At 56.9% G+C, this 26,976-nt stretch carries 21 protein-coding genes and 3 pseudogenes; 13 read left to right on the forward strand and 11 right to left on the reverse strand.

What is annotated here, in order from left to right:
* Positions 1-7: 7 nt before the first annotated feature.
* Together AB4Y32_RS09785 and AB4Y32_RS09790 are read right to left on the reverse strand one after the other, a co-directional pair.
* Positions 8-2,038, reverse strand: coding sequence for a hypothetical protein (locus tag AB4Y32_RS09785; protein WP_368721150.1), 2,031 nt, complete (start codon positions 2,036-2,038; stop codon positions 8-10).
* Positions 2,031-2,717, reverse strand: a complete 687-nt coding sequence (locus AB4Y32_RS09790; protein WP_368721151.1) for a hypothetical protein — start codon at positions 2,715-2,717, stop codon at positions 2,031-2,033. The genes AB4Y32_RS09785 and AB4Y32_RS09790 overlap by 8 nt, the downstream gene beginning before the upstream one ends.
* 800 nt (positions 2,718-3,517) lie before the next feature.
* Between AB4Y32_RS09790 and AB4Y32_RS09795 the strand changes: the two genes are divergently transcribed.
* A complete protein-coding gene (locus AB4Y32_RS09795; protein WP_368721152.1) occupies positions 3,518-4,420 on the forward strand; it encodes a hypothetical protein in 903 nt (300 codons plus the stop codon).
* 736 nt (positions 4,421-5,156) lie between these two features.
* Here the strand turns inward: AB4Y32_RS09795 and AB4Y32_RS09800 are convergent.
* The 3 genes from AB4Y32_RS09800 to AB4Y32_RS09810 form a co-directional block, all read right to left on the reverse strand.
* The gene (locus AB4Y32_RS09800; RefSeq protein ID WP_368721153.1) at positions 5,157-6,164 is read right to left on the reverse strand and encodes a hypothetical protein; all 1,008 of its coding nucleotides are present in this window, start codon (positions 6,162-6,164) and stop codon (positions 5,157-5,159) included.
* Between the two features lie 192 nt (positions 6,165-6,356).
* Positions 6,357-6,863, reverse strand: coding sequence for a hypothetical protein (locus AB4Y32_RS09805; protein WP_368721154.1), 507 nt, complete (start codon positions 6,861-6,863; stop codon positions 6,357-6,359).
* Between the two features lie 130 nt (positions 6,864-6,993).
* Positions 6,994-8,175, reverse strand: a complete 1,182-nt coding sequence (locus tag AB4Y32_RS09810; RefSeq protein ID WP_368721155.1) for a hypothetical protein — start codon at positions 8,173-8,175, stop codon at positions 6,994-6,996.
* A 1,006-nt stretch (positions 8,176-9,181) separates the two neighbouring features.
* Here AB4Y32_RS09810 and AB4Y32_RS09815 point away from each other — a divergent pair.
* Positions 9,182-9,994 carry an IS5 family transposase gene (locus tag AB4Y32_RS09815; RefSeq protein ID WP_368721156.1) on the forward strand — a complete coding sequence of 271 codons (813 nt, stop codon included), beginning with the start codon at positions 9,182-9,184 and terminating at the stop codon, positions 9,992-9,994.
* Between the two features lie 235 nt (positions 9,995-10,229).
* Here the strand turns inward: AB4Y32_RS09815 and AB4Y32_RS09820 are convergent, their stop codons facing one another.
* The 6 genes from AB4Y32_RS09820 to AB4Y32_RS09845 all read right to left on the reverse strand — a co-directional run bounded on the left by AB4Y32_RS09820 (position 10,230) and on the right by AB4Y32_RS09845 (position 17,295).
* The gene (locus tag AB4Y32_RS09820; protein ID WP_368721157.1) at positions 10,230-12,548 is read right to left on the reverse strand and encodes a hypothetical protein; all 2,319 of its coding nucleotides are present in this window, start codon (positions 12,546-12,548) and stop codon (positions 10,230-10,232) included.
* Complete coding sequence (locus AB4Y32_RS09825) at positions 12,545-14,593, reverse strand: ATP-binding protein (protein ID WP_368721158.1); 2,049 nt, start codon at positions 14,591-14,593, stop codon at positions 12,545-12,547. Before AB4Y32_RS09825 ends, AB4Y32_RS09820 begins: the two co-directional genes overlap by 4 nt.
* Positions 14,590-15,120 (reverse strand): hypothetical protein, encoded by a 531-nt coding sequence (locus AB4Y32_RS09830; RefSeq protein WP_368721159.1) that lies wholly within the window; start codon positions 15,118-15,120, stop codon positions 14,590-14,592. Before AB4Y32_RS09830 ends, AB4Y32_RS09825 begins: the two co-directional genes overlap by 4 nt.
* A complete protein-coding gene (locus tag AB4Y32_RS09835; RefSeq protein ID WP_368721160.1) occupies positions 15,120-16,403 on the reverse strand; it encodes a hypothetical protein in 1,284 nt (427 codons plus the stop codon). Before AB4Y32_RS09835 ends, AB4Y32_RS09830 begins: the two co-directional genes overlap by 1 nt.
* A 32-nt stretch (positions 16,404-16,435) precedes the next feature.
* Entirely contained in the window at positions 16,436-16,699 is a 264-nt protein-coding gene (locus tag AB4Y32_RS09840) for a transcriptional regulator (protein WP_368721161.1), read from the reverse strand.
* 422 nt (positions 16,700-17,121) lie between these two features.
* Positions 17,122-17,295 carry a hypothetical protein gene (locus tag AB4Y32_RS09845; RefSeq protein ID WP_368721162.1) on the reverse strand — a complete coding sequence of 58 codons (174 nt, stop codon included), beginning with the start codon at positions 17,293-17,295 and terminating at the stop codon, positions 17,122-17,124.
* Positions 17,296-17,388: 93 nt separating this feature from the next.
* On the opposite strand from AB4Y32_RS09845, the gene AB4Y32_RS09850 reads away from it, so the two are divergent.
* From AB4Y32_RS09850 to AB4Y32_RS40685, 11 genes and pseudogenes are all read left to right on the forward strand, one after another.
* Entirely contained in the window at positions 17,389-19,104 is a 1,716-nt protein-coding gene (locus AB4Y32_RS09850; protein WP_368721163.1) for a hypothetical protein, read from the forward strand.
* Between the two features lie 207 nt (positions 19,105-19,311).
* Positions 19,312-19,902, forward strand: a complete 591-nt coding sequence (locus AB4Y32_RS09855; protein ID WP_368721164.1) for a DUF4145 domain-containing protein — start codon at positions 19,312-19,314, stop codon at positions 19,900-19,902.
* Positions 19,903-20,339: 437 nt separating this feature from the next.
* Positions 20,340-20,674, forward strand: a pseudogene (locus tag AB4Y32_RS09860) (erythritol/L-threitol dehydrogenase); the annotation flags it as partial.
* A 269-nt stretch (positions 20,675-20,943) separates the two neighbouring features.
* Complete coding sequence (locus tag AB4Y32_RS09865; RefSeq protein WP_342938935.1) at positions 20,944-21,777, forward strand: ABC transporter substrate-binding protein; 834 nt, start codon at positions 20,944-20,946, stop codon at positions 21,775-21,777.
* Between the two features lie 49 nt (positions 21,778-21,826).
* Positions 21,827-22,546, forward strand: a complete 720-nt coding sequence (locus tag AB4Y32_RS09870) for an amino acid ABC transporter permease (RefSeq protein ID WP_368721165.1) — start codon at positions 21,827-21,829, stop codon at positions 22,544-22,546.
* Between the two features lie 22 nt (positions 22,547-22,568).
* A complete protein-coding gene (locus tag AB4Y32_RS09875) occupies positions 22,569-23,216 on the forward strand; it encodes an amino acid ABC transporter permease (RefSeq protein WP_368721166.1) in 648 nt (215 codons plus the stop codon).
* Entirely contained in the window at positions 23,213-23,965 is a 753-nt protein-coding gene (locus tag AB4Y32_RS09880; protein WP_342938937.1) for an amino acid ABC transporter ATP-binding protein, read from the forward strand. Before AB4Y32_RS09875 ends, AB4Y32_RS09880 begins: the two co-directional genes overlap by 4 nt.
* Positions 23,966-24,055: 90 nt before the next feature.
* Positions 24,056-24,817 (forward strand): IclR family transcriptional regulator, encoded by a 762-nt coding sequence (locus AB4Y32_RS09885; protein ID WP_368721167.1) that lies wholly within the window; start codon positions 24,056-24,058, stop codon positions 24,815-24,817.
* A 373-nt stretch (positions 24,818-25,190) separates the two neighbouring features.
* Positions 25,191-25,629, forward strand: a pseudogene (locus AB4Y32_RS09890) (DUF29 domain-containing protein).
* Positions 25,630-25,729: 100 nt separating this feature from the next.
* Positions 25,730-25,900, forward strand: coding sequence for a hypothetical protein (locus AB4Y32_RS09895; RefSeq protein WP_368721168.1), 171 nt, complete (start codon positions 25,730-25,732; stop codon positions 25,898-25,900).
* A gap of 209 nt (positions 25,901-26,109) precedes the next feature.
* Positions 26,110-26,320 (forward strand): annotated as a pseudogene (locus AB4Y32_RS40685) (IS91 family transposase); the annotation flags it as partial.
* Positions 26,321-26,976: the final 656 nt, after the last annotated feature.

Raw genomic sequence — 26,976 nt, forward strand, 5'->3', positions numbered from 1 at the left:
AATCCACCTATTTTTCGAAAGATTGATATCGAGTGATTACTCGAGTCGATACCTCCAGTTCCTTAGAACCTGAAGTAACAGAATTTGTCGCTAGATCTACTATGCTGATCTCCTCCACCGATACATCCGTCGGTTCGTCGTCAGGCACTGGAGCCTGTGTCGACTTACTTCCAAGCAGCGCTCTTTTGACGCGCTTTTTAATCGCACCTGCCGCTTCTCGAATGTCTCGCCATAATTTGGCGCGAGCCTGATGCAACGTATGCTCTCCGATCTTAGCTAAATCCTTCTCTCCGGCTTCTTTGAACCGACTGCGTATCTCCTGGTGCTCGTAGCGGCTGAGACCCTTCATATACATAGGCTTACAGGGATCGGCAAACACGTACCCTTGAGGATCTCCAACGCGATGCACGCACACCCTTTCAAGATCCAAGTCGTCGAGTAGGACAATGACATCTCGATCACCCTGCTGCTCCCACGAAGCAAGCGAATGCGATTTCCAGTGAAGGTAATCCACTTCGACCCGTCCATTTGAAATGACTCTTTGATAAGGGACCCGGGCAATCGCGTCTATTTCTTTACGCGGATAATGATGGATAGGAAATTGTTGTTGCAACTCCTGCCAGTGCAATTTCGGAGCGCGCCCCGTTTCGCTATGGACAGAAACATGATAAACAGTGTCGACCCACTGCTTAAATAACGGTCGGAGAGAATCCAGTGTCAGGGCTGCGTGTTCTTCAGAATCGTAGTCGCCTCTGTCCTCCGCTGATGAAAAGGTAGTACCAGGAATAGTGTGTGAAAACTGCACAGAGACTGTTGAGAAAAACCGCTCCATTGCTGCCTTTCCGTTCGGATGGTATGCCTCTGCCGGCTCGAAATGCATTCCGGTTCGCTTTAAAACATTAACCATCGCTGAAGATCTGAGATCTTTGCCGTTATCAGGAGTTATTAATTCGGCCTCGCCGCCCGGTTCGACAGACGGATCTCTGCAAAGCATGTCCTTCACGGCCTCGAGAGCGGTTGTGGCACAGAACGGCAGCAGACTGATGTAATAGCCCACCAACGACCGGGTACAAAGATCTAGAAGCGCGACGAGTAGCGGTCTACAAAGTATGTCTCCATCGGAAGGATCAATGACAAGGACATGCATCACATGACCATCCATGAAGACCCATTCCATCGGACGGCTCGCAAGGAAACTTATGCCTGCTGGCGTAAATTTGCGATCCGCTTGCCGTCGTCCAAATCGCAACCATGTCTTAATGTACGGATCTATCTCAGCAACTCTTCTCTGGATCGTTCGATCACTCGGAATTTGAGGTGTAGCAGAGTAGCTCTGCGGATTTGCGACTATCTCGTCAACAATGATGCTATGTGTCAAGACCGCAGAAATTCTTTGGTCTGTTAGATATTCACTGTCTATTTTCGAAGCAATAAGAGACTCTATTTCTGGGGAGAACCGCCCTCCACGTGGCCCCCTCCGATCCGTATCACTCACGAGTGACAATGGATCGTGACCAGAATCAATATATCGCTTAAGCCATCTCGCAAGCGTCGCTCGAGAAGGTGGTTCAGGAGTTCTTCTAAGCTCCAGATCACCCTCGCTATCGGGCGAACTCACCCAGTCCTCGAAGAGTTCCTTTTGCTCCCTTTCCATCTCGGACGAAACTGCTCTTATCGTATCAAGAAGATTCTTTTTTCTAAATGGAAATGGCCCGTTAGACAAGGCAAACTTGACGTATCTGAGACGTAAATTTTTCTCTTCGATCTGCCGTTCGCTCAGTCTAGACAACGTTCTTATTTGACTGATAGTTTGCGGGTTTCCTTCGCTGTCGACGACCTGAATAACGCCTTCGTCGAGCGCTTTCCTAAATGATCTCATTGGAAATACGCGTGATTTTCCCCCATCGGATGCTGCAAATCTAATGCTCGTTTTAGTTACGCACGAGACTTCATTCTCGACTCCATGCATGTAAAATCGAAGTCCGACGATGATGGTTACGGATAAATCCGCATTAGCTGGATGCACTAGATCACGCACGGCGCACCTCCAGCATTGTGTCTGCGTCGAGACCAGCGCTCCCCCGTAAAGATATAAGTCGATGGAAAATTGCCGCCTCGAGATAGCCGCATGGAAGACTGTTTTCGGTGAGTAGCGATCGAAATCGACCTACCGTGAACTCCGTTTGAGGTATGAGCTTGCTGAACTCAAGGACATACTCACCTACGACCTCTCGGCCGTAACGTTTTCCACCTCGGTTATAGGTGGAGATCATCAGGTCCAGATCAACTCTGGAACGAATCTCCTTCTCACTAATACCTTCAAACGGTATATCTAAAGAACTTGCGGCCACAGACAAAGCCTTAAATTTCCTAGCAACATTTGGTGAAGCCAAACTTCTTGTACTTACGATTTCCCTGATTGATACAACACCGTTCGTTTTCCAAACTAAAAATGTTGGAATTTGTATCTGATTGCCCGTGCGGATTTCGATTGCATCAGTCCGATACAAAACAATTTCAGGATCCTCTTCGAGCAAGAAGCAATACAATCTCTGGAGTCGTGATCTGACCGGAATGAACCCACGGTTCTTTACGCTGAAAAACAGCGAGCCCCGCCCTCCAGGTTTACCCATTCTTGGTTTTCGACGTCCCCTTATAACGCCGTCGTGCCCTGCAATCGCTGCTCGGGCAGCAGCAATTTGCGAATCTATGCTCATATCTATGCTCCACTTTCGGGCTACCTCAACTGAGGTGCGCGAATCTTTGGACGAGCGCCCGCCTCAGATCGAAAAAAATCTGATTGGGCGATTGACATGGGGAGGGGGCTGAGTAGAATGAACTACATCGGATGTGAGATTCGACGCAGTACATCGACGCCTTGAGGTTGCCGCCTCGAGGCGTTGTCTATTCAGCCTACCTTTTTAAGGGTCTTTCATCTCAAGACCTCCTTCGTCGAGATACAAATCTTCCGTAACACGTAGTGCTACCGGACGTAAGTTCGATGGGCGCCAGGATCGATCTCCTGCACCAGCGACAGTTCCTAGATGGCCTGTGTGGCACAGCGCCTGTCGGGGTGGCGTCACCGTTTTATGCGACCACTTAAGGCGGCGCCTGCGCGCGATCCGCGGTTAGGTTGTTCCGAAGCGGTGTTCCTCATAGCCATTGTTGCGGCCCGCGGTGAAGCGAGGCCGGAAATTCCACTGACCGCGTGCTGCTACTGAACTAGGTGCCGAGCATCGATCGCAGCGAATGCTTGACTCCGGCCGAGCACATCGAAGTGACGCGTGTCGCCTTGCTGCGACACGTAAGAATCCTCGACTACATGCGATGTTCGCTCGACGACCGGCCGGACGGAGCCGTTGCTCCAATACGCTATCAGGCTTCAAAAATCGTGCAACACGATGCCGTGTCTCAGTTGGCGTTCACCGAGACACCAAAAACGCAGATTTACAATGATTCTGGCCGTATGGTGTAATCAGACAACTATACTGGTTACACTCACTGGAGAGCCCGCCCAATGGCTCATGACGTGCGTCCAGCGCCCCCTGACGCGCTGACCGACAGAGACCCCGTTGATCAGATCGCTGCGATGCGTTCGATGATGTGGGGTAGGCAACTCTTGTTTGACTCGGGATATACCGCATCGGGCGCCAGCAAACGGTATTCTCCAGATGAACCCTACCAATCTGGCAAAGAACCCGCCAACAGCAAGTACATATACAAAGTACTTTCCGGGGAGACTGTCCTTCGCCCCGGCCCACGGGGCAAACACAACTACGACATCGTGGCCGACGTCGATAGTGATCCTGCGCTCAAACGGGCAAAGGCGTGGTTTTCATATCCGCTTCTGAGCGTTGTTGACCCTACCGTTTCGCTAGCGAAGGTAAGAGCCATACTCCACGACCTCGCTCCATGGTTCGCAAAAGAATTCTTTTTTTCTAGGCCACTGGATCAGTCACTGGACCCCTTCTGGACTCGACGTTCGACCGATGTGACACATGCTGTAAAAGGCGTCAACTACTACGAACCGGAAGTGGAGACCGGAAGGTTGACCGCCCCCTCAGACCCACACGGCACCGAGTTAATTAGGTTTGTCGCACTCTGGTGCTTGTATCGGGAAGCTAAATTAGTTGGAGACGCCCGAGCAACAGCAATTGCTCACTGGGCGATCTGGGACGCTCATGATAGGGTGTGTATACACCCGACGTTCGCACATGTTTTTCAGCCGTATCTGACTCTTGTTCAAAGACTTGAACCGGAAAGCATTCGGGCACTTTCACCAGTTTGGCCTCCGGAGGGTGAATCATCCGTAAATATGCGACCATTAAGGATCTATCGCCTTTATCCGCAGATGGATACGGATGAGTTGAGGGCCCGAAATTTAAGGTCTGGCTTCGCCGACGTCTGGGATACGTGGTGAATTGTCCAATCGCACACAAGTAGCGTTGCGACTAGCGAACTGACGGTCGCTCAAAGGTGGTTCGCCGTGGGATCGTGTAGAGGAACTCGATTTGCCTCCGCAAATTCAACCAAATAACTTCCGCTTTGGCCGACTTTCGGCCTCGAAAATGGCTCACCGAACGGCGCCCGTTACCCAAATAACTTTCGATGTTCACACGTTTTCAACCATAAATCTTCCGTCGTAGTGGTTGTCACGCAGCGTTGCCGCCAGCCAGCGAGAACCCGTCGTTGGATGCTCCAAGGCTCTTGAACGTGCAAATCGAGCGCCTCGAAATCGGCCATACCTGACGTTCAGGTATCGCATCCGTCCGGCGGCAACGAGTCGCTTTGCCGACGTTCGCACTTCGGCTACGGCGAACGTCAGTATTCACTACAAGCAAATGCGTACTCGCGCCCCTCAGCCGCCGGTCAAGCAGTCTAAGCTTTAACGGCAGGTTTCGGAGTGCAGCAGTCGCTTAGGGAGACCGCCACGGTCAGTGGGTCGGTGTACTCCGCTCATTGAAATTAGCTTCGCGAGTCGCTCTCGGCCAATGAGCGCGTCCGCATTAAGTCAACGCTCGGCCATCAAGTGAAATGATGAGAAACTGAGCGACCTTACCGCCTTTTAACCCATGTAGCCAACGAGTTCGGTGAGCACGTAGCCTCAGATATCGCATTGATGGCCACAGATCGACTATTAAGACTCTCCTTGCAAGCTATGGCAAGAGTTGTGCCCGAAAAGCGGAATCGTATGCGTCATTGGGTCCGCGTCCAGTGATTGCGAACGCATTGGTTTCATTAAACGGCGTGACTAAAGAAACTTTCATCCCGCGAAGATCCCCAGCACTCGAAAGATCGGTAGCCAATCCGTCATTCCACGCGAACAGCCCACACGCTGTGACTCCCTTATTAATATACGTACCAACTAGCGTGCCGTCGTTTGATATGCGTCCTATGCCAGACGTAAGAAAGCCTGGAAGGATTTCAACAGAGATTGGGCTCATTTGGCCATTGATATATGCGCTAAGCCGTGCCGCGGGCGGAATCCCGGGCTGTCCATCTATTTGAGACCCCACCGCGTCACCTTTATCGTTGACCGCCAAAGCCTCGAACAGTGAGAGGTGGGTTACGCGCGCGTTGCAGACAATGATTGCGTCGTACGAACCTGCGGGTCTGTTTTCGCCATCTTTGATTGCGTGATAGACCATTGCGCTTTCGTTGCTAGAAACAACTATGCTAAGCGCATCACCGAAGCCATTTAACGGAACTTTCACGGTCGTGAACTGGCCGTCCGGGGTGATATGCACGGCCTTTCCGGTTCCATAGCCTAGGCCGTATATCGTCCCGTCATCCAGAAGCGACATCGGAATGCCCTGGATTGTTGATTTAACAGCAATGTTCCCCACTTGTCCGGTGCGGCTATCAAGCGTAAAAACATCATTGGTTGAAAGTGGGTAACTTAATAATAATCCATTGCGATTGATCATCCGTGCGGGGGTCCCTAGAAAAGGTGCGTTACCTCCGTACGGTAAATTCGGTGGGGCATCGAAATATTTTGTGTGCCCATCTTTGTTAGCAAAGAGTCCGAACACCCGCGAGCCGTCGCTTACGAATCCTGCGACAGTGCCATCGTCGAGTATGCCACCAACCTGCATGGACGGATGACTTATGGTTGGTGGCAGGCCAGTTGGAAAATCGAGCTTTTGCAGAGCAACGGATGGCATTTTGATCTCCTTTTTAAGCCTTTCGAGAATCCGGGGGCGAGGGTGTAAAAGAGAATGAGTAACGTCGGATTTTCAGAGTCGACACATTTCCGTCGGTCAAGTTTTCTCAGAAGCTTCGTTCAACGAATAGTAGGCAAGCAGCTCGCCATAGGCAAATCCGCTTGACCAATGCGTTAGACCTTTGCCGTGAGATCAGCACGGCTGCTCTCCAATTAATTGACCAGTACCACTAACTAACTCCACAACGATCTGATCGTAGCCGGAAACCTTATACGTATACACACCTGCGTCGGACCACGAGACTACCGCAACCTTGCATTCGGCACAGTTGTTCCGGATGCCGAGATAACCAATGTCAGCGGGGAAGAATGAGATGCAAGCGAACTGTCGCCGCGTGACATCTGGTGCTGACTCGTAAACTCGATCCGAGGTTACTGTCACGGTTTTGGCTGAAGGGGGATTGAAACGGACGATGGATTCAGGGCTGGTAACCGTGAACTGAGCAATTGCGGCTTTCACTCCTTCTCCACAGGAGTCGTCACACTGCATTTGTGCCAGCACCCTTGCTTCGTTGTCGTTCGCTGCCGTCACAGTCACGTTCGGCATCGTGGAGCCTCCCACGCAACTGCATGTGTATTCGTAGTTAAAGTTTCCAAGTGCGCCTGCTGGCTTCTTGCTTACGAAAGTAATTTTCGACATATCTTCCTCCATTGAAAAGGGTGACGGTAGCATCGAGCGCTAAATTCGCTCAGAAAGTCGAATGGAAGGCACAATAATTAATAACTCCCAGCTAGACCCCGATATTGTCGATCCCGTGAGGTATCTTCGCTTACCTGACCAACATCATCATTTGAGGGGGCTGCGTCCCCCCCCGTCTGATATATCGAAACAAGTCACCGTCTGGATCAGACTGCCAAATGCGTTGCATTACTGAGATCTTCCCTGATACGCCGCTGCTTGTACCTCCTGGTCCAACCGATGCGTCAGCCCTCGCGCATATGCGTTGTGGCTCTTTGGACGTAATCCAGGCGTCTGCGCTTCCCTGTTTTATCTTGTCAACGATGTTCGCAGTGGCAATCTCAAACACGTTGCTAAGCGAATCTACTGTCACGCATTTGTCGACCGTGGGTGCACCCGAACAGTTGTTTCCGCCAATTGCGCCGCAGTTCGCTGCGATGGGTTCGGTCTTGAGTTGCTCGATGAAGGCAGGCTGTGCGGCCGGCGGTTTCGGCGGCGGCACGTATGGGGTCAGCACGATGGTGGCATCCCTTGTTCCGTTCCGAACTTTTACAGTGAACTGCGCTGTCGGCCGTTTAACGACAACTCGCTGATCTCCAATCACGTGAATGAGGGTTGGTAAATCAGAGTTCAACATGTTGCTCTTCAAATTCCATATAAGGTTCGTCTGATTAGAGGTTGTCTCTGGTGATGGCACCCACCGAACCAACACCGTCACCTCAGTTTGCGTGGCATCCTGGGCAATCAGATGCAATCCTTCCTTGACACTATTGCCGCTACGAATGCATTCGCTATACGCGTCTTTTGCGTCGGGATCGAGCCCTATCCAGGCTATATTGCGCGCGAGATCTTCGCTTAATGAAGTATTTGTTATCTGTAGCATCTTTTCGAAGTTCTTCGTGTAGTCTGCGTATTTTTCTCCGATGGGGACACCATAAATTTCCACTATCCCCGAGAAATTGTGCTTTATATCGTTATACTGCTCTTTCGACACCATTTGCGCTAACCTGAAGTCAGTGTGAATGGTAGATCCCGACGAGAAAATTGATCGCACTAGCGCGGCATCGCATTCAGCTGCCAGAGCCGTCGGTGAGCCAATGACCGTCGCCGTCAAGCCGATTAGCGCGGCAGAGACAAACTTTTTACTGGACGTATCAAAAAACGGGCGTCGCGTTGTGCAGTGGCGTACGGATGAGAGAAATTTGGCAGATACAGTGTCGAAGGCGCGCGATAACAAAATGTAAAAAGGCGCGGAGCCCATGATTACCTCCATCGTGTAATCCTGCTACGTACCAAGCGGTATCGCCGACTGGTGCATCGGCGACTTTAAGCACGCGTTCTGGCGCGGGAACGCTTGCTCTTCTGAGCGCTGGCGTGGACCTCGCAATCCTTAGACAGTGTTTGACGTTTCTGGGAAACTGCCGTCGGCAAGGCGGAGCCTAATGTCGCCCGTTTGTTAGAACGGACGGCATCATGAGGGTAGGCTGAGCGCCTTACGAATACTTTCCTCAAAGGTGGTCTACCGTACATTCTCGTGCAATTGCGTCCTATGCCCTTCCGATCCCAAAGGGCACTTTCGGTGGCTCGTCTTCCAAATACGTCGGGGAAAACGGGGCCGACGTGGGACACAAACGCCTGTATGTCCGCAAAGGATGAAGTTTGCAATTAGCTCGTTCGTCTCTCGGGAGTAGTGCAGCCGCTCCAATGGCAGATTTCCACACCCGCTGAACGGCAGATTGTGGCCGAGAGCACCAGTTCAACGGAGGTGGCGTATAGCTGCCGTTGAAATCTTCAACGGCAGTTTTCGAACGCCTTCCGTGAATGAGTAGAGACGGCCAATAGTTGCCGACCGCGCAATACACGAGACCGTCATTCCAACGTCCGGTTCAATCCGGAATCAGCTCGGTTTCCGGCGAGAGCTGGTCGGCCTTTGCCGACGGTCGGCGAGGCTCCCTTGTACGTCAGCAATAGGGCGGGTTGCCGACGGTGACGTCGTCGCGCAGCGGGGCGGCCGCTTCCGGGCTTCGTCAACTCACAGTTCATCGACCCTTTGCCGCAATAGCAGCGTCTATGGTAGTCGGCCGCTTTCAGGCCCAAAGCCGGCTAGCAGTGAGAAGCGCTGAGCGAGTGCCCGAGCTATCTCGCTACTTATCGCGCGGAAATCGCAATTATCAAAGCTTTCTTCGCCACACCCCTCGAGTCGATTTGGATACGCGTCCTGGAGCATGGAACTCTAGAAGGTGTTAGGAACTTCGTGTCAAACCTGGTACCCTGGAGGCATGACAAGAGAAAAACGCAAACCATATCCGACAGACGTGTCAGACGAAGAATGGAGCTTTGTGGCAGCGTATCTGACGCTGATGGATGAGAGCGCACCACAGCGCAAATACGAGCTGCGCGAGATGTTCAATGCATTGCGCTGGATGGCTCGCGCTGGGGCTCCGTGGCGCATGCTACCCAACAACTTTCCGCCGTGGGAACTCGTGTACCAGCAGACGCAGCGATGGCTGACAGCAGGCTGTTTTGAGAGCATGGTAAGTGATTTGCGATCGATCATACGTGTGGCGCAAGGGCGGCAGGGGCAGCCCAGCGCAGTAATCCTCGATGGACGAACAATCCAGTCAACTTGCGAAAGCGGTCCACGTGCAGGCTATGACGGCTACAAGCGCAAGCGTGGCAGCAAGGTGCATATGGCGGTCGACACGCTGGGTCAGTTGCTCGCTGTGCACGTGACACCGGCCAACGAGCAGGAGCGTGCGCAGGTGGCAGAGTTGGCGCGTCAGGTGCAACAGGCAACGGGAGAAACTGTAAAAGTGGCATTTGCCGATCAGGGCTATACGGGTGAAGAACCCGCGCAGGCGGCGCGAGACCAGGGAATCGACCTTCAGGTGGTCAAGCTCGACGAAGCAAAGAAGGGATTCGTGCTACTACCACGGCGATGGGTGGTCGAGCGCAGCTTCGGATGGCTTAACCGCTTTCGGCGCCTGGCACGCGACTATGAGCGTCTGCCCGAAACTCTTGCCGGGCTCCACTTTGTCGTCTTCGCCATGCTTATGCTCGTCCATGCAATCCCCGTACTTCGAAGTTCATAACACGCTCTAGATTCGCTTCCAAACCCTCCTCGTTCGCTGGCTCGAGTACGAGGCGCGTCGCCGCATTGGAAATGAGGAGGAATTTCAGGGCAGCGAGGATCGAGAGATCGAGACGCCGATCTGATAGTCGGAGCCCGCTTGAGCGTCGGCAGGCCTCTGAGCGCGCGCTTCGCGTCCTCGTTCTCGGTCGAGGGTGGGGCAGAGTGGGAGCGCAATTGTTCGACGATGTCGACAACTATTTGTCGACATCGTCGAACACTGAGCGCTTCGCGGCGACGGGAGTAGGAGCCGGAGCTTCCTCCTTCTTTTGTGTCACTATGTGCGTCCAATCCGCTTCGTCCTCCGTGCCTTCCTCCTCCTCGCGCTTGCGCTCTTCCAGTCCCTTGACTGACCGCTTCACCTGATTGCGCGCGTCGTAGATCATGGCTGCGGCGTCCGCGTCCACACCGATTGCTTCAATGCGATCGAGCACGGCAAGAAGCTTCTTGAAGTGGCTGTCAGGCTCCTCGTCCAAGTCAGCGTCGGCGACAATCTCGTCGATCCGCTCTTCGAGCGAAGGCAGTACCGTTGTTCGCAGTGCAAACCCAATTCTGATCAGTCTTAGCGGCGTTAGGAGCGCTAAGATCTCGGGTTCGTCGAAAAACGAAGCGTCTAGGTTCGTGAGGGCGGCGGATTCAAGGATGCCGGCCGCATCCGAGCGCAGATCGCCCGGCAACGCGCCGAGGTGATGGGCCCGGGCGTAGGCCGCGATCCGGGGGTCGTTGCCGGCAGGGTCGGTTCGCCAGCAGGATCGGCGAAGTAAATTTGGAAATTGCTGGACCGTTTTTGAGAATACGGATTCGCTCGCCCGATAAGACAGAAAGTGGAATAGCATCCAATTGGGGTGCCATTCATTTGGGGTGTGGCCGAGCCGGGCGACAAGAGCGTCGTCGAGCGTCGTCGGGATGACGAGCGCGTCTCGAATGAGAGGCGATCCCTCGCACGTGAAACTGCTGAGAATGGTGTCAATTGTCGCGCCCCGTATGAGCGCCGCCATCATATGCGGCTTCTGGCGCAAGATTTCCGTCAAGGCGTCGGAGATCGTCGGATGGGCGAAGGTCCATCTTGATCCGGATAATTTCAGGAACGAGCCTTTCAGTTCAGCGAAACGATCCTGGATCTTACTAAGGATGTGCCCCGTCAGCTCTGCAACCGCCTTGGCAGCCAACACATCATGGTTACCAGGATCGAAGCCAGCTTGATGCACGTAAACCAGGATGAGCGCAGCTTGCAGCTGATCATCCAAGGCACTGATCGTATCAATCAGATGCTCTGTTGGCTCTTCCATAAAACGCACGAGCGAGCTTTCGCGGGGTGCGAGCCCCTTCGTGAAGTTCGGGTCACCGAGGCGTTCGGCAATCCCAGGAAGAAAGTCGCGAACGTCGGCGACAGCGGCCAAGTGTGGTTTGACGCTTGTTCGCCAGCTCTGGCTCTGCTTGCCGAAATTCACATGGTTATAGAGAATCTGAGCCTTTTCTTCTGACCTCAACTGACCGACGTCAACAACGGCGCTGCCATCGGCGAATTGTGCAAGGTTGCGTTGGCCCAGACGACGCCGCGCCGCCTCATATATATGCTTACGAGATGTCAGGAGAAATCGGTTGCCATGCTTGATGGCAGCCCGCAGTTTGGAGAACGCCGATGCCCAGTCTTGCACATAGTCGTCGCGTAGCACATTCGAGCCGAAGGCGTCGTCGATCCAGAAGAATCGGCCAGGATCGTTGGGATTCCACCCGGCCTCGAAGTCGCGGGGACTGGTCAAAGCGAGAACGGTGTTGTCTGGATTTTCCGAAGCGATTGTCGAGACGATGGCGCCGATTGCCGATTTACCGCTTGAGGGATTGCCCAACAGCAGCACCACGCCATGGTTGGAAATGGCGTTGACGGCGTCGCGATGGGCTTTCGTCGGCACATAGGTGCGAAGCTTTGGAGTCCAGCTGTCAAGCAGCGCCCGGCTCTGCTCGCTCAGTCGCTCATCCACGATTGAGGTGAGGTCCCCAAGGCCGTAGACCTGCGGGACGAGGGCCCGTAGGCGCGCGCTGGTTTTGATGACCCGGACGATGTATTGGCGACCGAGAATGTGCGGCTTACGCACGCCAAGCGCCCGAAGCTTGGCACGCATGGCCGCCGCGACAGGCGCATCTACGCTCATGTTCGTCATAAAGGCGTATGTGTCAGCCTGACCCACTTCGACCAGCTGCTCGACATTCCCAAGCTCGGCGGTGAGATCGCTGAGCTTCAAGGCCTTCATGGCATCGGACGTATGCTTGCACTGGACCGTGCCAATGGGCGGCGCGTCTGTTCCCGACGGGATGAGGAAGACCGCGTCTTGACCGCCGTCCTGGGCTTCGCGGAAGATCTCCACGGGTCGGCCGAGTATGACCTCGCATACCTGCGAACAAAGATCCTGAAACGCGCGCCAGCCGATGGTGTGGAGCGCCAGATCGCTCCAAGGGCCGTGAGCCCGACGTTCGCGCGGCGCCGGGAGTTCGATTTGCGCGCTTTTGGTCGTCATGCGGTGGCGACACCACGTAGAACGCCGACCGGCATCGGATGAATTTCTTGGGCGAGGACTACGCTTGTGGTGCCGACCGGTCCAAGGTCGATGTCGAGACGCCGGCCTCCCTCCGTCGAGGTGCTCACCAAGCGCCGGCATAATAGATCGGCCAGCGCGGGGTCTTCGACCGCGCAGATTACCTGGCGACCGTCCAAGCGGAGGGCGGCGAGCACTTCGACTAAGTGAAGAGCCCTAAAATCATCGATATGCTGAACGGGATCGTCGAGGAGAAGGGACCTGAGTGGCGTCCACGCGCGCGCAAGATAAACCGAGAGAAGGAAGGCCAGGCCTGCTGCGCGGCGCTGGCCGCTGCTGAAGACGAATTGCGGGTTCAGGCCCTCTCCCACCTTGAGGCTAAGGAAGCGTCGAACGTCTCCGCGGATGCTGTAGTCGATCGTTCGCCAGTCGGCGTGCGGTCGGAGGCGTTGATAGAGCTCGTTGAGCAGGGGACTGATCTGAGCGAGCCGCTCGTCGATGATCTCAGCACCCACACGCTTGACGGAGCGTTCGATTTCGCGGGCTGCGGTGACGGCACTTTGCGACTGACTGACCGCCTGCGCCAGCTTCTCGATTTCAGCTCGCAGCGCCGAGATGTTGCTTTCGATCGACGACATCTGCGACACCGCTTGTGAGGCTTCCAGCACAAGGAGGGCACGTTCAAGGTTGATCAACTGGTCGCGTTCGAGAGAAATCGCCTTCTCCAGCCCGTCAGGATCATTGATGAAGCGGTGATCAAGCCCCCACTGGGTGTAGAAATCCACATGCGCCGCTTCCTGGTCGTGCAGCCGGCGCAGTTCGTCCGCATGAATTTGAACGGTGGCAACTGCTGCCTGCAACGCGAGGCTAGGTTTCCGCGCATTGTCTTTCGCGGCGGCGAGAGCATCGCGAGCACGCTGAACGCCCGAAGCCAGTGATGCAATTCGTCGCCGTGCAGCGGCCAAACCGGCGGCAAACTCCTCCGACGTTCGGTGGGCCGCGCATAGCGGGCAGTGATCATCGTGCAGCCCAAGGCGCTCGCCGTGCTCGACGAGAAGGCTTAACGACGCCGCGATCGCGTCCATTTCTTCTTCGCGCACGAGGCGCTGTTCGGCTTCGGAGACGGCTTGCTGCGCAGACTGATGCTCCCGCTGCGCCGCTTCGTTCGTCGCTGATGCGGCCTCTCGATTCGCAATTGCCTCCGGAGCGTTGAAGGCGGCTTGCGCCGACGCGACCTCGCGACCGAGTTGAAGCGCTTCGCCCATTCGACCCCATCGAGCCCGTCCGTTCACGAGTGCGTTTCGACCTGCCACCAGCCGTGCCGTCAGCTCGGGCGGTGCATCTGGCACCGCGGCGGCGATCACCTGGAGCGCCGCAGAGACATCCCCGGCTCGGCTGAGGGAGGCTTGTGTCTCAGACTGTTGCGTTAGCCTGTCAGCCAGGCGCGAACGGGCGGCCTCATAGGCGGCTTCGTCTCTAGAGTGAGCGGCTTCGGCCGCCGCCACGACCTCCTTGGCTTTGCTAGCCGCTTCCGAACCCTCCAATGCGCCGAGCGCCGAGCGGACGAGATCGAATCGCTCCGTTTCGGTGAGGTCTAGGCTAAGCGCCGCGATCCATTCGTCGCGAATAATCGACGTCCGGGTAAGCTGCCGAAGAGCGTCGTCCGGCGCAGGTCCATGACAGAGTGCGGCGCGGATTTCCTCTACCGAGCGATCGGAGCCAGATTCCCGCGTTCGGTTGATGGTGAATGGCTTCCCGTTATCGTCGACGAACGAGGCGGTGACGTAATGAGCTTTGGGGATACCTTCGCCGCGCCACCAGAGGTAATCGCTGAGGCTTTCCTTTGCCGCCTTCTCGACGGCGTATTTGTCGATGGAGCCCGTGATCGCAAACTCGACCGCATCGCACAGTGTGCTTTTCCCCACGCCGTTTCGGCCAGTGATCACCGTGAAGCCCCGTCCGAAGTTGATCCGGACGAGATCCCTGAAACCACGAAAGCCGCATATTTCGATGAAATCGAGTCTCATGATTTCTCTCCCAAAATGCGAGCGACCTCCGCCGGCGTGGTTTCGTTTAGGAACGCGGTAACGGCATCGAGAGGAATGTCCTTCAGCCTGGCGCGCAATCTCGTTTCGAAATTGGACGCGCCGAGCAGCGGCTTGGAGCGTATGGACAGCATTGGTAAAAGCGCCTTCTCAACGTCATCGGCCGTCGTGATCGATGCCCTGGCGATCTTCCGGGTCAAAGAGAAATCCTCTTCGATGCGCTCGATCTCGCGCCCTCGGTGCGCATCGCGATCAGGAGTAAGAAAGACCGAATAGACGTTCCACGCCTTCGCTCCGGCGCCGCGCAACGAGGTGGCGTGCCGAGCGAGTGCGACCTGCTGGCTCTCCTTCCAGGCGGTGAGTAGCCCATCTGCGTTGTCGAAGGCGTGGACGAATCCCATCAGCGCCGCGTTTTCAAAACAAGTCACCGGGCCGGCAGAGCCAGTCCACGTCCAGGTTTCGTACTGGGCGTCGCGAAGGAGGATTTCGGCTTGCGTGAGAATGTCCATTAGATGCCTAGCGCCGCCCTTGCCCCAGCGAGATCAAACCATTCGCCCGCTGGGTCGGGACGAATGACGTCACCGGCGCGTCCGCCGCGCACGACGTTGTTCGGTACGCCAAGGTCCGTTGCGCCCACTGCCACAACGATGTCAGACTGCATCACCGCAGGTGGCTCGACGAACCTGCCGCGAAGCGTCCCGAGGACGGATTGTGCTCCATTGATGACGCGGATGCTCCGACCGTTCAGGTTATAACCGTCGGCGCGTTGAATTGCCCCTGCCTGACGGAGTAGCAAGTGGAAGAACCCGAGGGCTTCCGGATTTGCTGGCCGCAGGAGTTTAGCCGGCTCTGACGCCGAAACACCTTCGGCATCGCGTCTCAGACCGTAAAGAGTTTCACTATCGAAGTTGTCGACGTTTAGCCAAGCTGGGTCGCACTGGACTCCGGTGGCGTGCTCGAAGGCAACCCGTCCCGCATCGAGAACCTGCCGAAGGTAGTTCGATGAGAACGCGCGACGAAGCTCGTCGAGCGCCACAGCTCCTGATTCTTGAACATGTTCGAACGTCACGTTTTGCGCGTGTGCTATCTCCCAGAGCTGGGGAGCCTTCTGCTGGAGCGCGTTCACCGGCGACAGGTCGATCACGGTCACGGACAGCGGCTGTACATCGATCAGCGCTTCTCCGATAACGGCGTTGAGATACTCCCAGTCCGACCAAAACCCGACGACGAGCAGATCCTTCTGCCGAAGGTTGGCAGCCATCCAAACTTTGCTTCGTGCAATGCGGGCCGATATGGTCGGATCGTTGAGCTGTGAAGGCGCCCACACGGTTGATGGCCGATCGCGGTGGGAGCAGCCATGAAATTTTAGCAGGGGCGCCTGGCGGACCGAATCGGCGGTGGCTTCATTTCCATCGAGCGATCCGCGGAAGTCCGCGCCATAGTCCCAAGCGCGTCTCTCGATAAGAGTATCGTAGTTGCTCGATATGCCGGCAACGGCGGCGCGGGTGATGAGAAAATCCGCTATCGCGGCATGCCCGGCATTCGAAGGCCGTACAAAAGCGTGCCAAGGCACGAGGTGTTCGATGAAGACCGATTGCAGGGTGTTGACGCCTGCAAAGTGCTCGGCAAGGGCTTCCAGATTGTGCCGGAGAGCGACGTCGCACTGCGGGTCAGACTCTAGTCGGTATTTGTCGAAGCACTTCTCGGCGACCGCCCACGCCGACGGCAGGCTGCTGGGCGGCGCCATCGACAGCCCAGCGCCGCACACCACCAGAAGGCGACCGGCGTTCATAGACGCTAGCAGCCGAGCGTTTGTCTCAGGCGTCAAGCGAGCCTCCGTCGAAAACCAACTCGCCAACCTGATAACCTCACCGCTCGCCGAGCTAAGTCGACGAGATTCTCGACCCTCACGGGCGGCCGGGCCGGCAGCTTCACTGTTAGTTCAAGTTTGCCACCGACCGCTTCGACGTAGCTGCGGAGTGTCGAGAGATACATATCCACCCGATTTTTGATCTTGGAGACGGAAGGTTGTTTGATGTTCATGGCGGTCGCCACGTTTTCCTGGGCCTTGCTTGCGATCTGACGCAAGTTGCATAATCCTTCAACCTCCTTCCCGAAGTTTGTCATAACTCGCTTCGACTTGCTCCTGCTGGTCGCCATGAAGGCATTACAACGCCTCACATTCTATCCTGTATAGCCCCAGGTTATGTTGGGTCACGGTTGATGAGGTCGGCATCAGTTGCCATGTTCAGCGCTGCCGGGCACGCAAAGAAGGTCGCCGATACTTGATTAGATTCGCAATGAGCAACAACGCGGTCGGACTCCAGGTTGGATGTCCCTCAAATGGATCGGACTATGTAGGGGTGCTATAGCCAACGACTCCAAGCGGATCCAGCACCGATGAACGAGGGGAGCCTGATAGGCAGATGACCGAACCTCGCCAGCCATTCGACGAGACTCAGCGATGAGCGCCTGCGACCGGATCCGGCGGTTGATTAGTTGATGGCGGCTCAGGCGACGAAGTCCCGCGCCGTCTCCTCACCGATCAGGATGTCCTTTTCTGTATTGCTCACGCCTTCCGACGCCCGCCCAATCATTGGCCCGTAACGGTTAATGTTCTCTTTCGTCGGCACCGAGCAAACCGCAAGCAACGGATCGATGCGAATATCTCCAATCATCGACATGGCGAGCGCGACCCTGCCACGACGAGACGTTCTGGATCCCGTTGGGCGTGCCTATACGCGTTTCTGTTTTCAACAAGCGAAACGAGGCGGCGCATGAGGCTGATTATTTCCGCTTACCTGAGAACGCTACGTGAGCGGGACGAGTTCGACTGCCTGTTGCCGGATTTAGCAATTGCAATGGGTTATACACCGCTCGTTCGTCCACAGACCGGCGTCAGACAGTTGGGTGTCGATCTGCCAGTAGCAGGGAAAAACCCGGACGACGATGTAGAGGAGCTCGTCCTTTTTGTCATCAAGCAAGGAGACATCGGACGCCAGGAATGGTCTTCGACCGTGCAATCCGTGCGGCAGAGCCTTGAAGAGACCTTAGATGTCTACCTCACCAAGTACGTCGAGCCCGCGCATCAGAGTATTCGAAAGAAAATCGTCGTGGCCACGACCGGTGACCTGAAACAGGACACGCAGCCTAACTGGAACGGTTTCATCGAGAAGTATAAGGAAACCGCAGTTTTCGAATTTTGGAGCGGTGACAAAGTCGCAGACCTCATTGAGCGGTTCATGCTCGATGAGCATGTGTTTCAGGAGGAGGACCGAGTTGGACTTCGAAAGGCGTTGGCTTTCGCGGGCGAACGAGACTACTCGATGCTAGATGTTGACCGCTTGCTCACGCGGCAACTCGGGCTAGATTCGCAAGGGGAGCTTCCTGCGACGGCGAAAGGCGGAAAGACGTTAGCGAAAGCGATCATCCGCTTGAACCTTGCGCTGCGCATGTTTACGAAGGCGGCACAGGACGCTGGTGACACGAGACAGGCACTTTGGGCCGCAGAGCACTTTTTACTGAAGACGTGGCACCGCGTTCAGCTCTCGGATGACGACCTCAAAGACAAGGAGGTCATGAAGGCCTTTGAACTCCTGCACCACAGCTACTTTGAGGCCGGGGTCGCTTACCTGACCAAACTGGCGCCACATTTGCAAACTAGAGACGGAATGTCGGGGTACACCGGCGAAAGCGCTGAGTACGCGATCGTTCTTCTCGAACATGTCGGATTGATCGCGAGCTTTGGGATTGCGTTATACGGCGCGGACAAGAGCGCTGAGGGGCAGGAGAAGGCTGGTCGTGTTGCGGAGCTCCTCTGCGCGATGCTGGCCAACATGCCTGCGACCGCTTCTCCGCGACTGGATCAAAATGCAATTGACGTATCGTTGGCATTGTTGTTCCTATCTCTCGTTGAGAAATTTGAAGAAATAAGGGACTGGGTTTACGAACTACAGGGACGTCTCGTCTTTTCCTTAGTACAGGGATGGGGCTTTCCCATCAGCAGCGATTCATTCGACGATCTTGTCGACGTAGCTGTGTTCCACGACGAAGATTTGATGAAGGATTGTGTTGGTTCGTCGTGGCTTGCTGCGACCTTGGCGACCTGGTGTGTTGTGTGCGACATGAAAGAGGAATATAAGCACCTAGTTCGAAGTCTCAAACGGAAGGTGCCGCAATTGCGGCCGCAGTTCTGGCACCCCGACGCCGAGTCAACTAAGCGATGGTATTTCGAGGATGTTCACTTCGACACAGGCGCGACGGAAGTGCTGGATCTTCCCGAAGATATGGAGGATGCTCGCGGCCGAATGATTCAGTTCCTTCGTGAGAAAGAGTGGAACGTTCAGACGTCGACTTCGGCAGTCAAAGCTGGTTTTTTGTGGCTCGATCTTCTGAACTGCCGGCATTACCGGTTTCCTGTATCCGCGCGCACATGGTATGCGCTCGCAGTGAGACCGGATGACGCATCGGTTCAGCAAGATGTTGGAGAATAAAAATACGTTCTCTTCCCGGTCTTGCTGGTATTCGGATTACGTAGTCCCGTTGCCGCTCTTGGCCTTTGTAATGACGTACGTAACCGAGCTGACGGTCTCCGATGGTTGGCCCGTGCACTTTACGTGGGCCGCAATGGCGATCTCGATTGCCGCATGGGGCGGGCGAGTAAGCCCGTAGATTTAATATTAGATTACAAAGGAGAAGCATTGATCTACTACTGCGACCACTGTGAAAGGCACACAAATTTCCATCCATTGCAGGTGCATATCCTTCCCGATGAAGGCCCTCCCGAAGAACATACGTTCGCAAAGTGCGATGCCTGCAGTAAGCCTGCCATTTTTGTCCGGGAAGATGTTGGAGATGGATTCGAGAACGACTCTTACTATCGGCTGTATCCACCACATGACCGCCATATGGGCTTTATGCTCCCGCCTGTCGTACGTACTTCGTACGAGGAGGCGGTCAAGTGCGAAGGGGCCAAGTCATGGATCGCGTGCGTAACGATGGTGGGGCGAACGCTTGAGGCCGTAACAAAAGCCTACGATCCCAAACAGAAGACCATGTTCGCTGGCCTTCAGGCTATGCATAAGGACGGCACGATCAGCCAAGAAATCTTCACATGGGCGAATGAACTGCGCGTCATCAGAAATTTTGGCGCGCACGCAACTGATGAGCCGATTTCCCGCCAAGACGCGGAGGAGGCTTTGGATTTCCTTCAGGCAATCCTAGAGTTGATTTACTACATGCGGCCCAAGTTTCAGCAAATGAAAGCACGCCGGGAAGCGGCTAAACCGTAGTCTAACCCTTTCAGCCGGACCTGCGCAAAATGCCGCGCAGGGTGGTTAGCTCACTTTTGAAGTCCGCTTTTCCCGAACCCCAATTTCCGCTCTGGGTCGTCAAGACTCGTTCGCAGTTCTACGAAGGCCGACGGTCGACGGTATCGCATCGCGAACGACAGCAAAGCAACGCACTGCAGCCGCATGGTGAGTTAATGGCGACTGTCGGCTAAGGCCGACAAGCCGGCAGAAACTCCCCTGCCCTCCCGCACTCGCGGTGCCCCTCCATTGCTCGCCGCGATAAGGCGCGGGTTATCGCGGCAATGAAATGCTCCCTCTTCCCACTAATTCTCCGGAAACAACCGAGAATGGGCTGCCACCGCGTCGGCTTGTTCCCGCCTGAACCTGCCGACCCGGAAGAGCTACACCACCAGACACCCCTCGTCCCGAGCGAAGGTCAGTATGGCTGCGACGTGTACATCGAGACGACCCGCTCGCCGTCGGGTGTCACGCAGGGGCGCGATCTCATCAGGAAGCTCTGACGCTTCGTGGAGGTCTTAGTGTTCGGCAGCGCCACGACGACGGACTGGTCCATCATCGGCGACCGCAAGGAACTCGATGTGCGCGGCGCGAATCTCGGTCCGTATTGCCGTCGGATTCAATGATCTGCTCGCGGGCTCGTCACGTCGAAAGGCATCGTCACGCATGGCTTCTCGCTCGAAGAATGGGACGAGGCGATCAGGATCGCGAATTCGCTGGCCTCGCGATCAGGGTGCTGCTGAAGCCACACTGACCGCGCCGCGATCCCCCGCTCTCCCGCCAGACCTGCCCTTCCCCCACTTTCGCCGCGCCTTCAATCGATATTGAAGGCGCGCGTCGCGTATACCCGCTTGTCATCCGTTTTTTTCCATGAAACACTGGGTAACATCTGCTGTGTCGGATTCGATTCCGAGATACCGGACACAGCCAGATGCGCGATCTGTCGGTTCACGCCTGCGTGCAGCCATAACCGCTACGGTCGCGAGTTCCGTCCAGGATGGAATTCCTTTCACAGGGTCGAAAATGAGACTGTTCAAAGAAAGCGTAAGGTTCGCCTGTTTGTCCGCCGTCGTCGGCCTGCTGGCACTCACCGGTTGCACCAAGGTCGCGACGCCCGGCCAGGATGCCGCGACCGGCTCGACCCTGCAGGCCGTCCTGCAACGCGGCACGCTGCGTGTCGGCGACTGTCTGACCTTCGCGCCATTCGGCTTCTACGACAAGAACGGACAACCGGACGGCTATGACGTCGATCTCGCGAAAGAACTGGCGAAGCAGATGGGCGTGAAGCTCGAAATGGTCAACACGACGAGCGCGAACCGTATTCCGAATCTGCAGACTGCCAAGGTCGACGTGGTCTTCTGCAACTTCACGCGCAACCTCGAGCGTGCGAAGGAAATCGCGTTCACGACGCCGTACGTCGTCGCGAGCGAGGCGCTGCTCGTCAAGAAGAGTAGCGGCATTCAGTCGGTGAAGGACATGTCGGGCCATACGATCGCAACCGTCAAGGGCTCGACGAACGGCGACGAAGTGCGCGCGCTGGGTATCCCCGTGAAGATCCAGGAATACGACAGCTCGGAAGCCGCCATTCTCGCTGTCAAGCAGGGCCAGGCCGACGCAATGATCGAGGACAATAACTTCCTCGCCTATCAGGCGAAGCTGGACCCCGAACTGACCGTCACCAACGAAGCCCTCGTGCCGCTCGAATACAACGCGTTCGGTGTGAAATCGGGCGATCAGGTCTGGCTCGACTACCTGAATCTGTTCCTGTTCAACATCAACGCGTCGAAACAAAACGCGCAGCTGTACACGAAGTGGTTCGGCACCGCGCCCCGCTATCCGCTCAACCCGCAGTTCTGAACACGAACGCGCGACGCAAGCGCCCGTACGCTTTTGCGAAGGAATGGCGATGAGTTATCAATGGCTGACCCTGTGGGGCTATGTGCCCGAATTCTTTCAGGCCGCGTGGCTCACGTTGCAGGTCACGCTGCTCGCATTTTGCGTAGCGCTGATTCTCGGTCTGCTGACGGCGCTCGCGGGCGCTTCGCATCTCGCGCCGCTGCGCGTCGTCGCGCGCTGCTATATCGAGCTGATCCGCAATACGCCTGTCTTGCTGCAGATATTCATCGTGTTCTTCGGTTTGCCGTCACTGGGTTTGAACCTGAGTGCGTACACGGCGGGCGTGATCGCGCTCGGCGTGAATGTGGGCGCGTATATGGCGGAAGTTTTCCGCGCTGGCATTCAGTCAGTGCCGCGCGGACAGATCGAAGCGGCCGGCATTCTTGGCCTGGGCCGTTCGCAGGTCTTCATCGAAGTCGTATTGCCGCAAGCGGCGCGCGCCGTCTATCCCGCCATCGTCAACAACCTGATCCAGTTGCTGCTAGGCACGTCGCTGCTGTCCGCGATCGCGTTGCCTGAACTGACGGGCACGGCGACCGTGATCAATGCGCGAACCCTGCTCTATATCCAGACGTTCTCGGTGACGCTGATCGCGTATCTGCTCCTGAGCAACTGCCTGTCATGGATCGCGGAGCAGATCGGCGCGCGCATGTTCCACCCGCCCCTCGTGCTCAGGCAGCACACGCGTCGGCGGCTTCTGCTGATTCCGCGTCAGGCGAACCGCACCTGAACCATCGAAGGGGAAACCGTCCATGTCAACCGAACTGCTGACGACCAGCCTGTCGATCCTGCTGCAGGGACTGGTCGCGACCTTGCTGCTCTCCGCGGCATCGATTGTCGGCGGCACGCTGATCGGCCTGCTCGCCGCGGTACTGCGCTCGTTCGGACCGTGGGGCAGCGCGCGCGTCGCGAAGCTCTACACCGAACTGTTTCGCGGCACGCCCGTTCTCATCACGCTGATGTTCATCTATTTCGGCGTGTCGTACTTCGGCTATGCGATCGATGTGTTCGCGGCGGGCGTCGTCGGCTTGAGCGTGTACCAGGGCGCCTATATCGCCGAGGTGTTCCGCTCGGGCATCGAAGCCGTACCCAAAGGGCAATGGGAAGTCTCGCAGATTCTCGGTCTCAGCAAGACGCAGACGTTCTTCTCGGTCGTGTTGCCGCAGACGGGCAAGATCGTGTTGCCGCCGCTGATCGGTCAGTACCTGTCGCTGATCAAGGACACCTCGATCGTCAGCATGATCGGTATGTCGGAACTGATGCACGGCGGTCAGGCCATCGTCGACCGCGTCGGCAAGCCGGTCGAAATCTATGGACTCGTCGCCGTGCTGTATTTCGTCGTGTGTTTCCCGCTGTCGCAGTGGGTGCGCCACCATGATCGTAGGAGCGCGTTGTCATGACCACATCCATCGGGTCCAAGCCAGTTATCAACCTGAACGGCGTCAGCAAATCGTTCGGCGCGACGAAGGTACTGAAGGAAATCAATCTCGAAGTGCGCCCCGGCGAGGTGCTCGTGCTGATCGGCGCGTCCGGTTCGGGCAAGAGCACGGTGCTGCGCATCATGGCCGGTCTCGAAACGGCCGATTCCGGCGAAGTCTGGGTCAACGAAGTGCCGCTCCACGATGTGCGTCGCGCGAAGGAAATCCGCGGTCACGTCGGCATGGTGTTCCAGCAGTTCAATCTGTTTCCGCACAAGACGGCGCTCGGCAACGTGACGCTCGCGCTGATCAAGGCGCGCAAGATGAGTCCCGCCGACGCGCGCAAACGCGCAATGGACGTGCTCGACCGCGTGGGCCTCGCCGATCGCGCCGAACATTATCCGAGCCAGTTGTCGGGCGGCCAGCAGCAGCGTGTCGCGATTGCGCGGGCGCTGGCTGTCGAGCCCGGCATCATGTTCTTCGACGAAGCGACCTCCGCACTGGACCCGGAACTGGTCGGCGAAGTCACGGAAGTCATGCGCGGCCTGGCGCGCGACGGCATGACGATGGTCGTCGTCACGCACGAAATGGGCTTTGCGCGCAAGACGGCGGACCGCGTCGTGTTCATGGACAAAGGTGTGATCGCCGAACAGGGCGTGCCGGAGGAGATCTTCGTCACGCCGCAGAACGAGCGGACCAGGCAGTTCCTGCACCGCGTGCTCGATCATTGACGCATCGCATCTATCGCATCCATCGCACAAGAACGAACGACAACAACAGAAGAACGAACTGCGATCCCTATCGCCGACGGAGTCTACGGAATGTCTGCATCAGAATCGTCACGGGCCCGGGGCGTGGACCGCGTGATCGGCATTTTCAGGGAACTACATGTTGCGCGGCGTCCACTGACGATGCGCGAGCTGATCGAGGCGACGCGTGCGCCGCGTTCGAGCGTCTACGAGCTGGTCACGATACTCACGGAGGCGGGCTGGCTCGAAACTGCCGCCGACGGCAGCGTGTTTTTCGGACGCGAAATGCACTACTACGGCGCCGATTACGCCATGCACAACGATCTCATCACCCGCGCACATCAAACCATACTCGGTCTCGTGCGCAAGTATGACGAGACCACACAACTGTGCATGCTCGAAGGCAACAAGTACACGGTAGTGCTGTCGGAGAACAGCGCGCGCCCGTTCAACATCACCTCCGATATCGGGGTGAAGGTGCCGATCCCGTGGACGGCAACGGGGCGCCTGTTGCTCGGACATCTGACCGAGGCGGACGTCCAGGCGCTGATTCCGGACGAAGACTACGTACTGGATGACGGCCGCCGCATCGGATTCGACGACTTCATGCGGGACGTTCGCGATGCGGGTGCACGGGGCTATTGCTGCACGGAGGGTCTTTCGATGTCGTTCCGGCTTTGCATGGCCGCGCCTGTGCGCGATCGTACCGGCCTGCCCATCGCGGCGCTGTGCTTCATGACGGGGCGCGACACTGATTCCGCCAGGCGTGCCGCGATGCTCGACGATCTGATTGCCTCGGCGAAGGCATTGTCGCAGCCGTCCATGCGTACGTGAAACCGGCCGTCAGCCCTGTTCGGGCGCGCCACCTTCGAAGGCGGGTGCCCTTCTCGGCCCGGTCAGCATCGCGGGTTGAAGGATCATCAAGTTGCCCCCGGCTGAGCAGGCCCTTCTCGATGGCGATGCAACGCTCTTCCACCGACAGCAACGCTTGCGCACGTCGGGCAGTACTCGGATGGTGTTACGGAGTCGGTTCTTCGCTCGACGCCGGGGAGTGGATTGTTGGTCAAACGTTGTCTCAACTTGTACCCGCATGCACTCGATATGGCGGCTTGCCCGGAATATGGTGTTTGCCGCATGATGCACTGCTAACCCGAAACTTCCGCGGGCGGCCGGGCAGCTATAACCATCGTCTTGAGATGGAATCATCATGGGAACGAGATACGCACAGGACGTAGTTGCGTGGGCCAACGAGCAAGCCGCACTTTTGCGCGCGGGCAAGCTGTCCGCCATCGACGTTCAGCATATTGCTGAGGAGATTGAAGACGTGGGCAAGAGCCAGCAACGCGAATTGGCAAGCCGTATGTCGGTCCCTGTTGGCTGATCTGCTGAAATGGCAGTTCCAGCCCTCGCGTCGCAGCAAGTGTTGGAAGTTCGCGGTTCGCACGCAGCGCAAGGGAGTTGCCTACGTGCTGGATGAAGCCCCAAGTCTTCGCGACAAGTTCAACGATGCGGCCTGGCTCGATATCGTCTGGTCGAAAGCGCGTAGCGCGGCGAGCAACGAGACGGGCCTTGATCTTGATGCGCTCCCCGAAGTGTTGTCGTGGGCCGTCGATGACGTGCTCTCGCAAGAATTTCTTCCCGAATAACGGAAGAAGCAAAACGTGATTACGCTCAAGCTCGCCACCCACGATCCAGCATGAAGGGGCTGCGCGAAGTATCGGTGGAGTGATCCCTGAACTCGATTCGATGGACGTAAACGTCTCCGTCGTCCAGGTCAGCGAGCAATGCTGCCGGGAAATTGCCGCCACTTGCGAGTTCAGCCTCGATCCGAACGGGCCGGACACGACGGTAGGCGAGCGCAGCGCATCTCGCGCGTTGCTCAAACGGAGCAAGGCTGCTCTGTCGAAGTCGAACTAACGAATTGGAAAAAGCGCGGCGGATGACAAGGGGCTTGGTGGTATCGCGCTGATCTATCAGAAGGCCGCGAACACGATCCGCATGCTGGCCCGCGCTCGTTGGGGCGAAATTTACGACCGTGGGGTCTTTGCGCTGCTGCGCGCTCACGGCGGGTGGCTTGCGTCCGGCGCAGCGGACGAAGCAACGCCGGCTTCACTAAAGGCGACGGGAATCGCATGACCGTGTGCTGCCATCTGCTCAACGTCGAGCCCACCAGCGGCGCCGGCGGCGCGCCCGAACCCGACTATCGAAACCGCTACGCAAAACTTACAGACCGCTCGCTCCGCGATTGTCCTGTATGCTCGCGTGCGCATGCTGTGCATCAAGCGCCTGTTGTCCGGTGCGCCACCGCGAGCGCCACGGCGAATCCCGATGAATCCCGATTCGCTCGCCTCCAACACCCGTTCCGGCGCGTCCCGCCGACGTCGTTGGACTCGCTTGGCCAGGCGTCCCCCACCGTCGCCTGATCCACCCCGCGTCGCCTGTTCGTCACCTACGTTGTGCAGGTCTTCCTTCTCCAAACCGGGGCGAGAATCGTTCGTCCCGGGCGCTGCGAACACCGTCGTCGTGAACATCGCCCCCGCGCTTCGATTCAATGCCCAAGCCCAACCGTCCGCGGAGCGGTTTAGCTCAAGGACTCTTAGCGAAGCACAGACGGCCCGTACGTCGTGCCACTGCGGGCGCAGTTGCGCCGTCTGCGCTTCGCTAAGAATCCTCTGCATTATCACTGCAAGCGCTGGAGACGCACCGCGAGCGCGGTAGGGCATGGCAGTAGCTGCCGGCTTTTCAGCCATACCTGACCTTCAGGTATCGCGTCCGTCAGGCGACAATGAGTCGCTTTGCCGACAGTCGCAGTTCGGCGGCGGGGGAACGTCAGCGTTCACTGCTAGCGAATGCGTACTTGCGACCCTCTGCGGACATTCGAACTGGCTGGAAGCGAACGACAGCTTTAGAGATGCAACGGCCGGACACCCGTACGACTACCGTTGTCTATCCAATTAATAGCGAAGTATGCGACCACGACCGCGTGCGTTGAC

This window comes from Paraburkholderia phymatum, assembly GCF_040965635.1.
Lineage (GTDB): Bacteria > Pseudomonadota > Gammaproteobacteria > Burkholderiales > Burkholderiaceae > Paraburkholderia > Paraburkholderia phymatum_B.

Bases quoted from the DNA above. Each gene is read 5' to 3' on its own strand.
- AB4Y32_RS09790 (WP_368721151.1), bottom strand. From the start codon at position 2,717: ATGAGCATAGATTCGCAAATTGCTGCTGCCCGAGCAGCGATTGCAGGG.
- AB4Y32_RS09795 (WP_368721152.1), top strand. From the start codon at position 3,518: ATGGCTCATGACGTGCGTCCAGCGCCCCCTGACGCGCTGACCGACAGA.
- AB4Y32_RS09800 (WP_368721153.1), bottom strand. From the start codon at position 6,164: ATGCCATCCGTTGCTCTGCAAAAGCTCGATTTTCCAACTGGCCTGCCA.
- AB4Y32_RS09805 (WP_368721154.1), bottom strand. From the start codon at position 6,863: ATGTCGAAAATTACTTTCGTAAGCAAGAAGCCAGCAGGCGCACTTGGA.
- AB4Y32_RS09810 (WP_368721155.1), bottom strand. From the start codon at position 8,175: ATGGAGGTAATCATGGGCTCCGCGCCTTTTTACATTTTGTTATCGCGC.
- AB4Y32_RS09815 (WP_368721156.1), top strand. From the start codon at position 9,182: ATGACAAGAGAAAAACGCAAACCATATCCGACAGACGTGTCAGACGAA.
- AB4Y32_RS09820 (WP_368721157.1), bottom strand. From the start codon at position 12,548: ATGACGACCAAAAGCGCGCAAATCGAACTCCCGGCGCCGCGCGAACGT.
- AB4Y32_RS09825 (WP_368721158.1), bottom strand. From the start codon at position 14,593: ATGAGACTCGATTTCATCGAAATATGCGGCTTTCGTGGTTTCAGGGAT.
- AB4Y32_RS09830 (WP_368721159.1), bottom strand. From the start codon at position 15,120: ATGGACATTCTCACGCAAGCCGAAATCCTCCTTCGCGACGCCCAGTAC.
- AB4Y32_RS09835 (WP_368721160.1), bottom strand. From the start codon at position 16,403: ATGAACGCCGGTCGCCTTCTGGTGGTGTGCGGCGCTGGGCTGTCGATG.
- AB4Y32_RS09845 (WP_368721162.1), bottom strand. From the start codon at position 17,295: ATGTCGATGATTGGAGATATTCGCATCGATCCGTTGCTTGCGGTTTGC.
- AB4Y32_RS09850 (WP_368721163.1), top strand. From the start codon at position 17,389: ATGAGGCTGATTATTTCCGCTTACCTGAGAACGCTACGTGAGCGGGAC.
- AB4Y32_RS09865 (WP_342938935.1), top strand. From the start codon at position 20,944: ATGAGACTGTTCAAAGAAAGCGTAAGGTTCGCCTGTTTGTCCGCCGTC.
- AB4Y32_RS09870 (WP_368721165.1), top strand. From the start codon at position 21,827: ATGAGTTATCAATGGCTGACCCTGTGGGGCTATGTGCCCGAATTCTTT.
- AB4Y32_RS09875 (WP_368721166.1), top strand. From the start codon at position 22,569: ATGTCAACCGAACTGCTGACGACCAGCCTGTCGATCCTGCTGCAGGGA.
- AB4Y32_RS09880 (WP_342938937.1), top strand. From the start codon at position 23,213: ATGACCACATCCATCGGGTCCAAGCCAGTTATCAACCTGAACGGCGTC.
- AB4Y32_RS09885 (WP_368721167.1), top strand. From the start codon at position 24,056: ATGTCTGCATCAGAATCGTCACGGGCCCGGGGCGTGGACCGCGTGATC.
- AB4Y32_RS09895 (WP_368721168.1), top strand. From the start codon at position 25,730: ATGGACGTAAACGTCTCCGTCGTCCAGGTCAGCGAGCAATGCTGCCGG.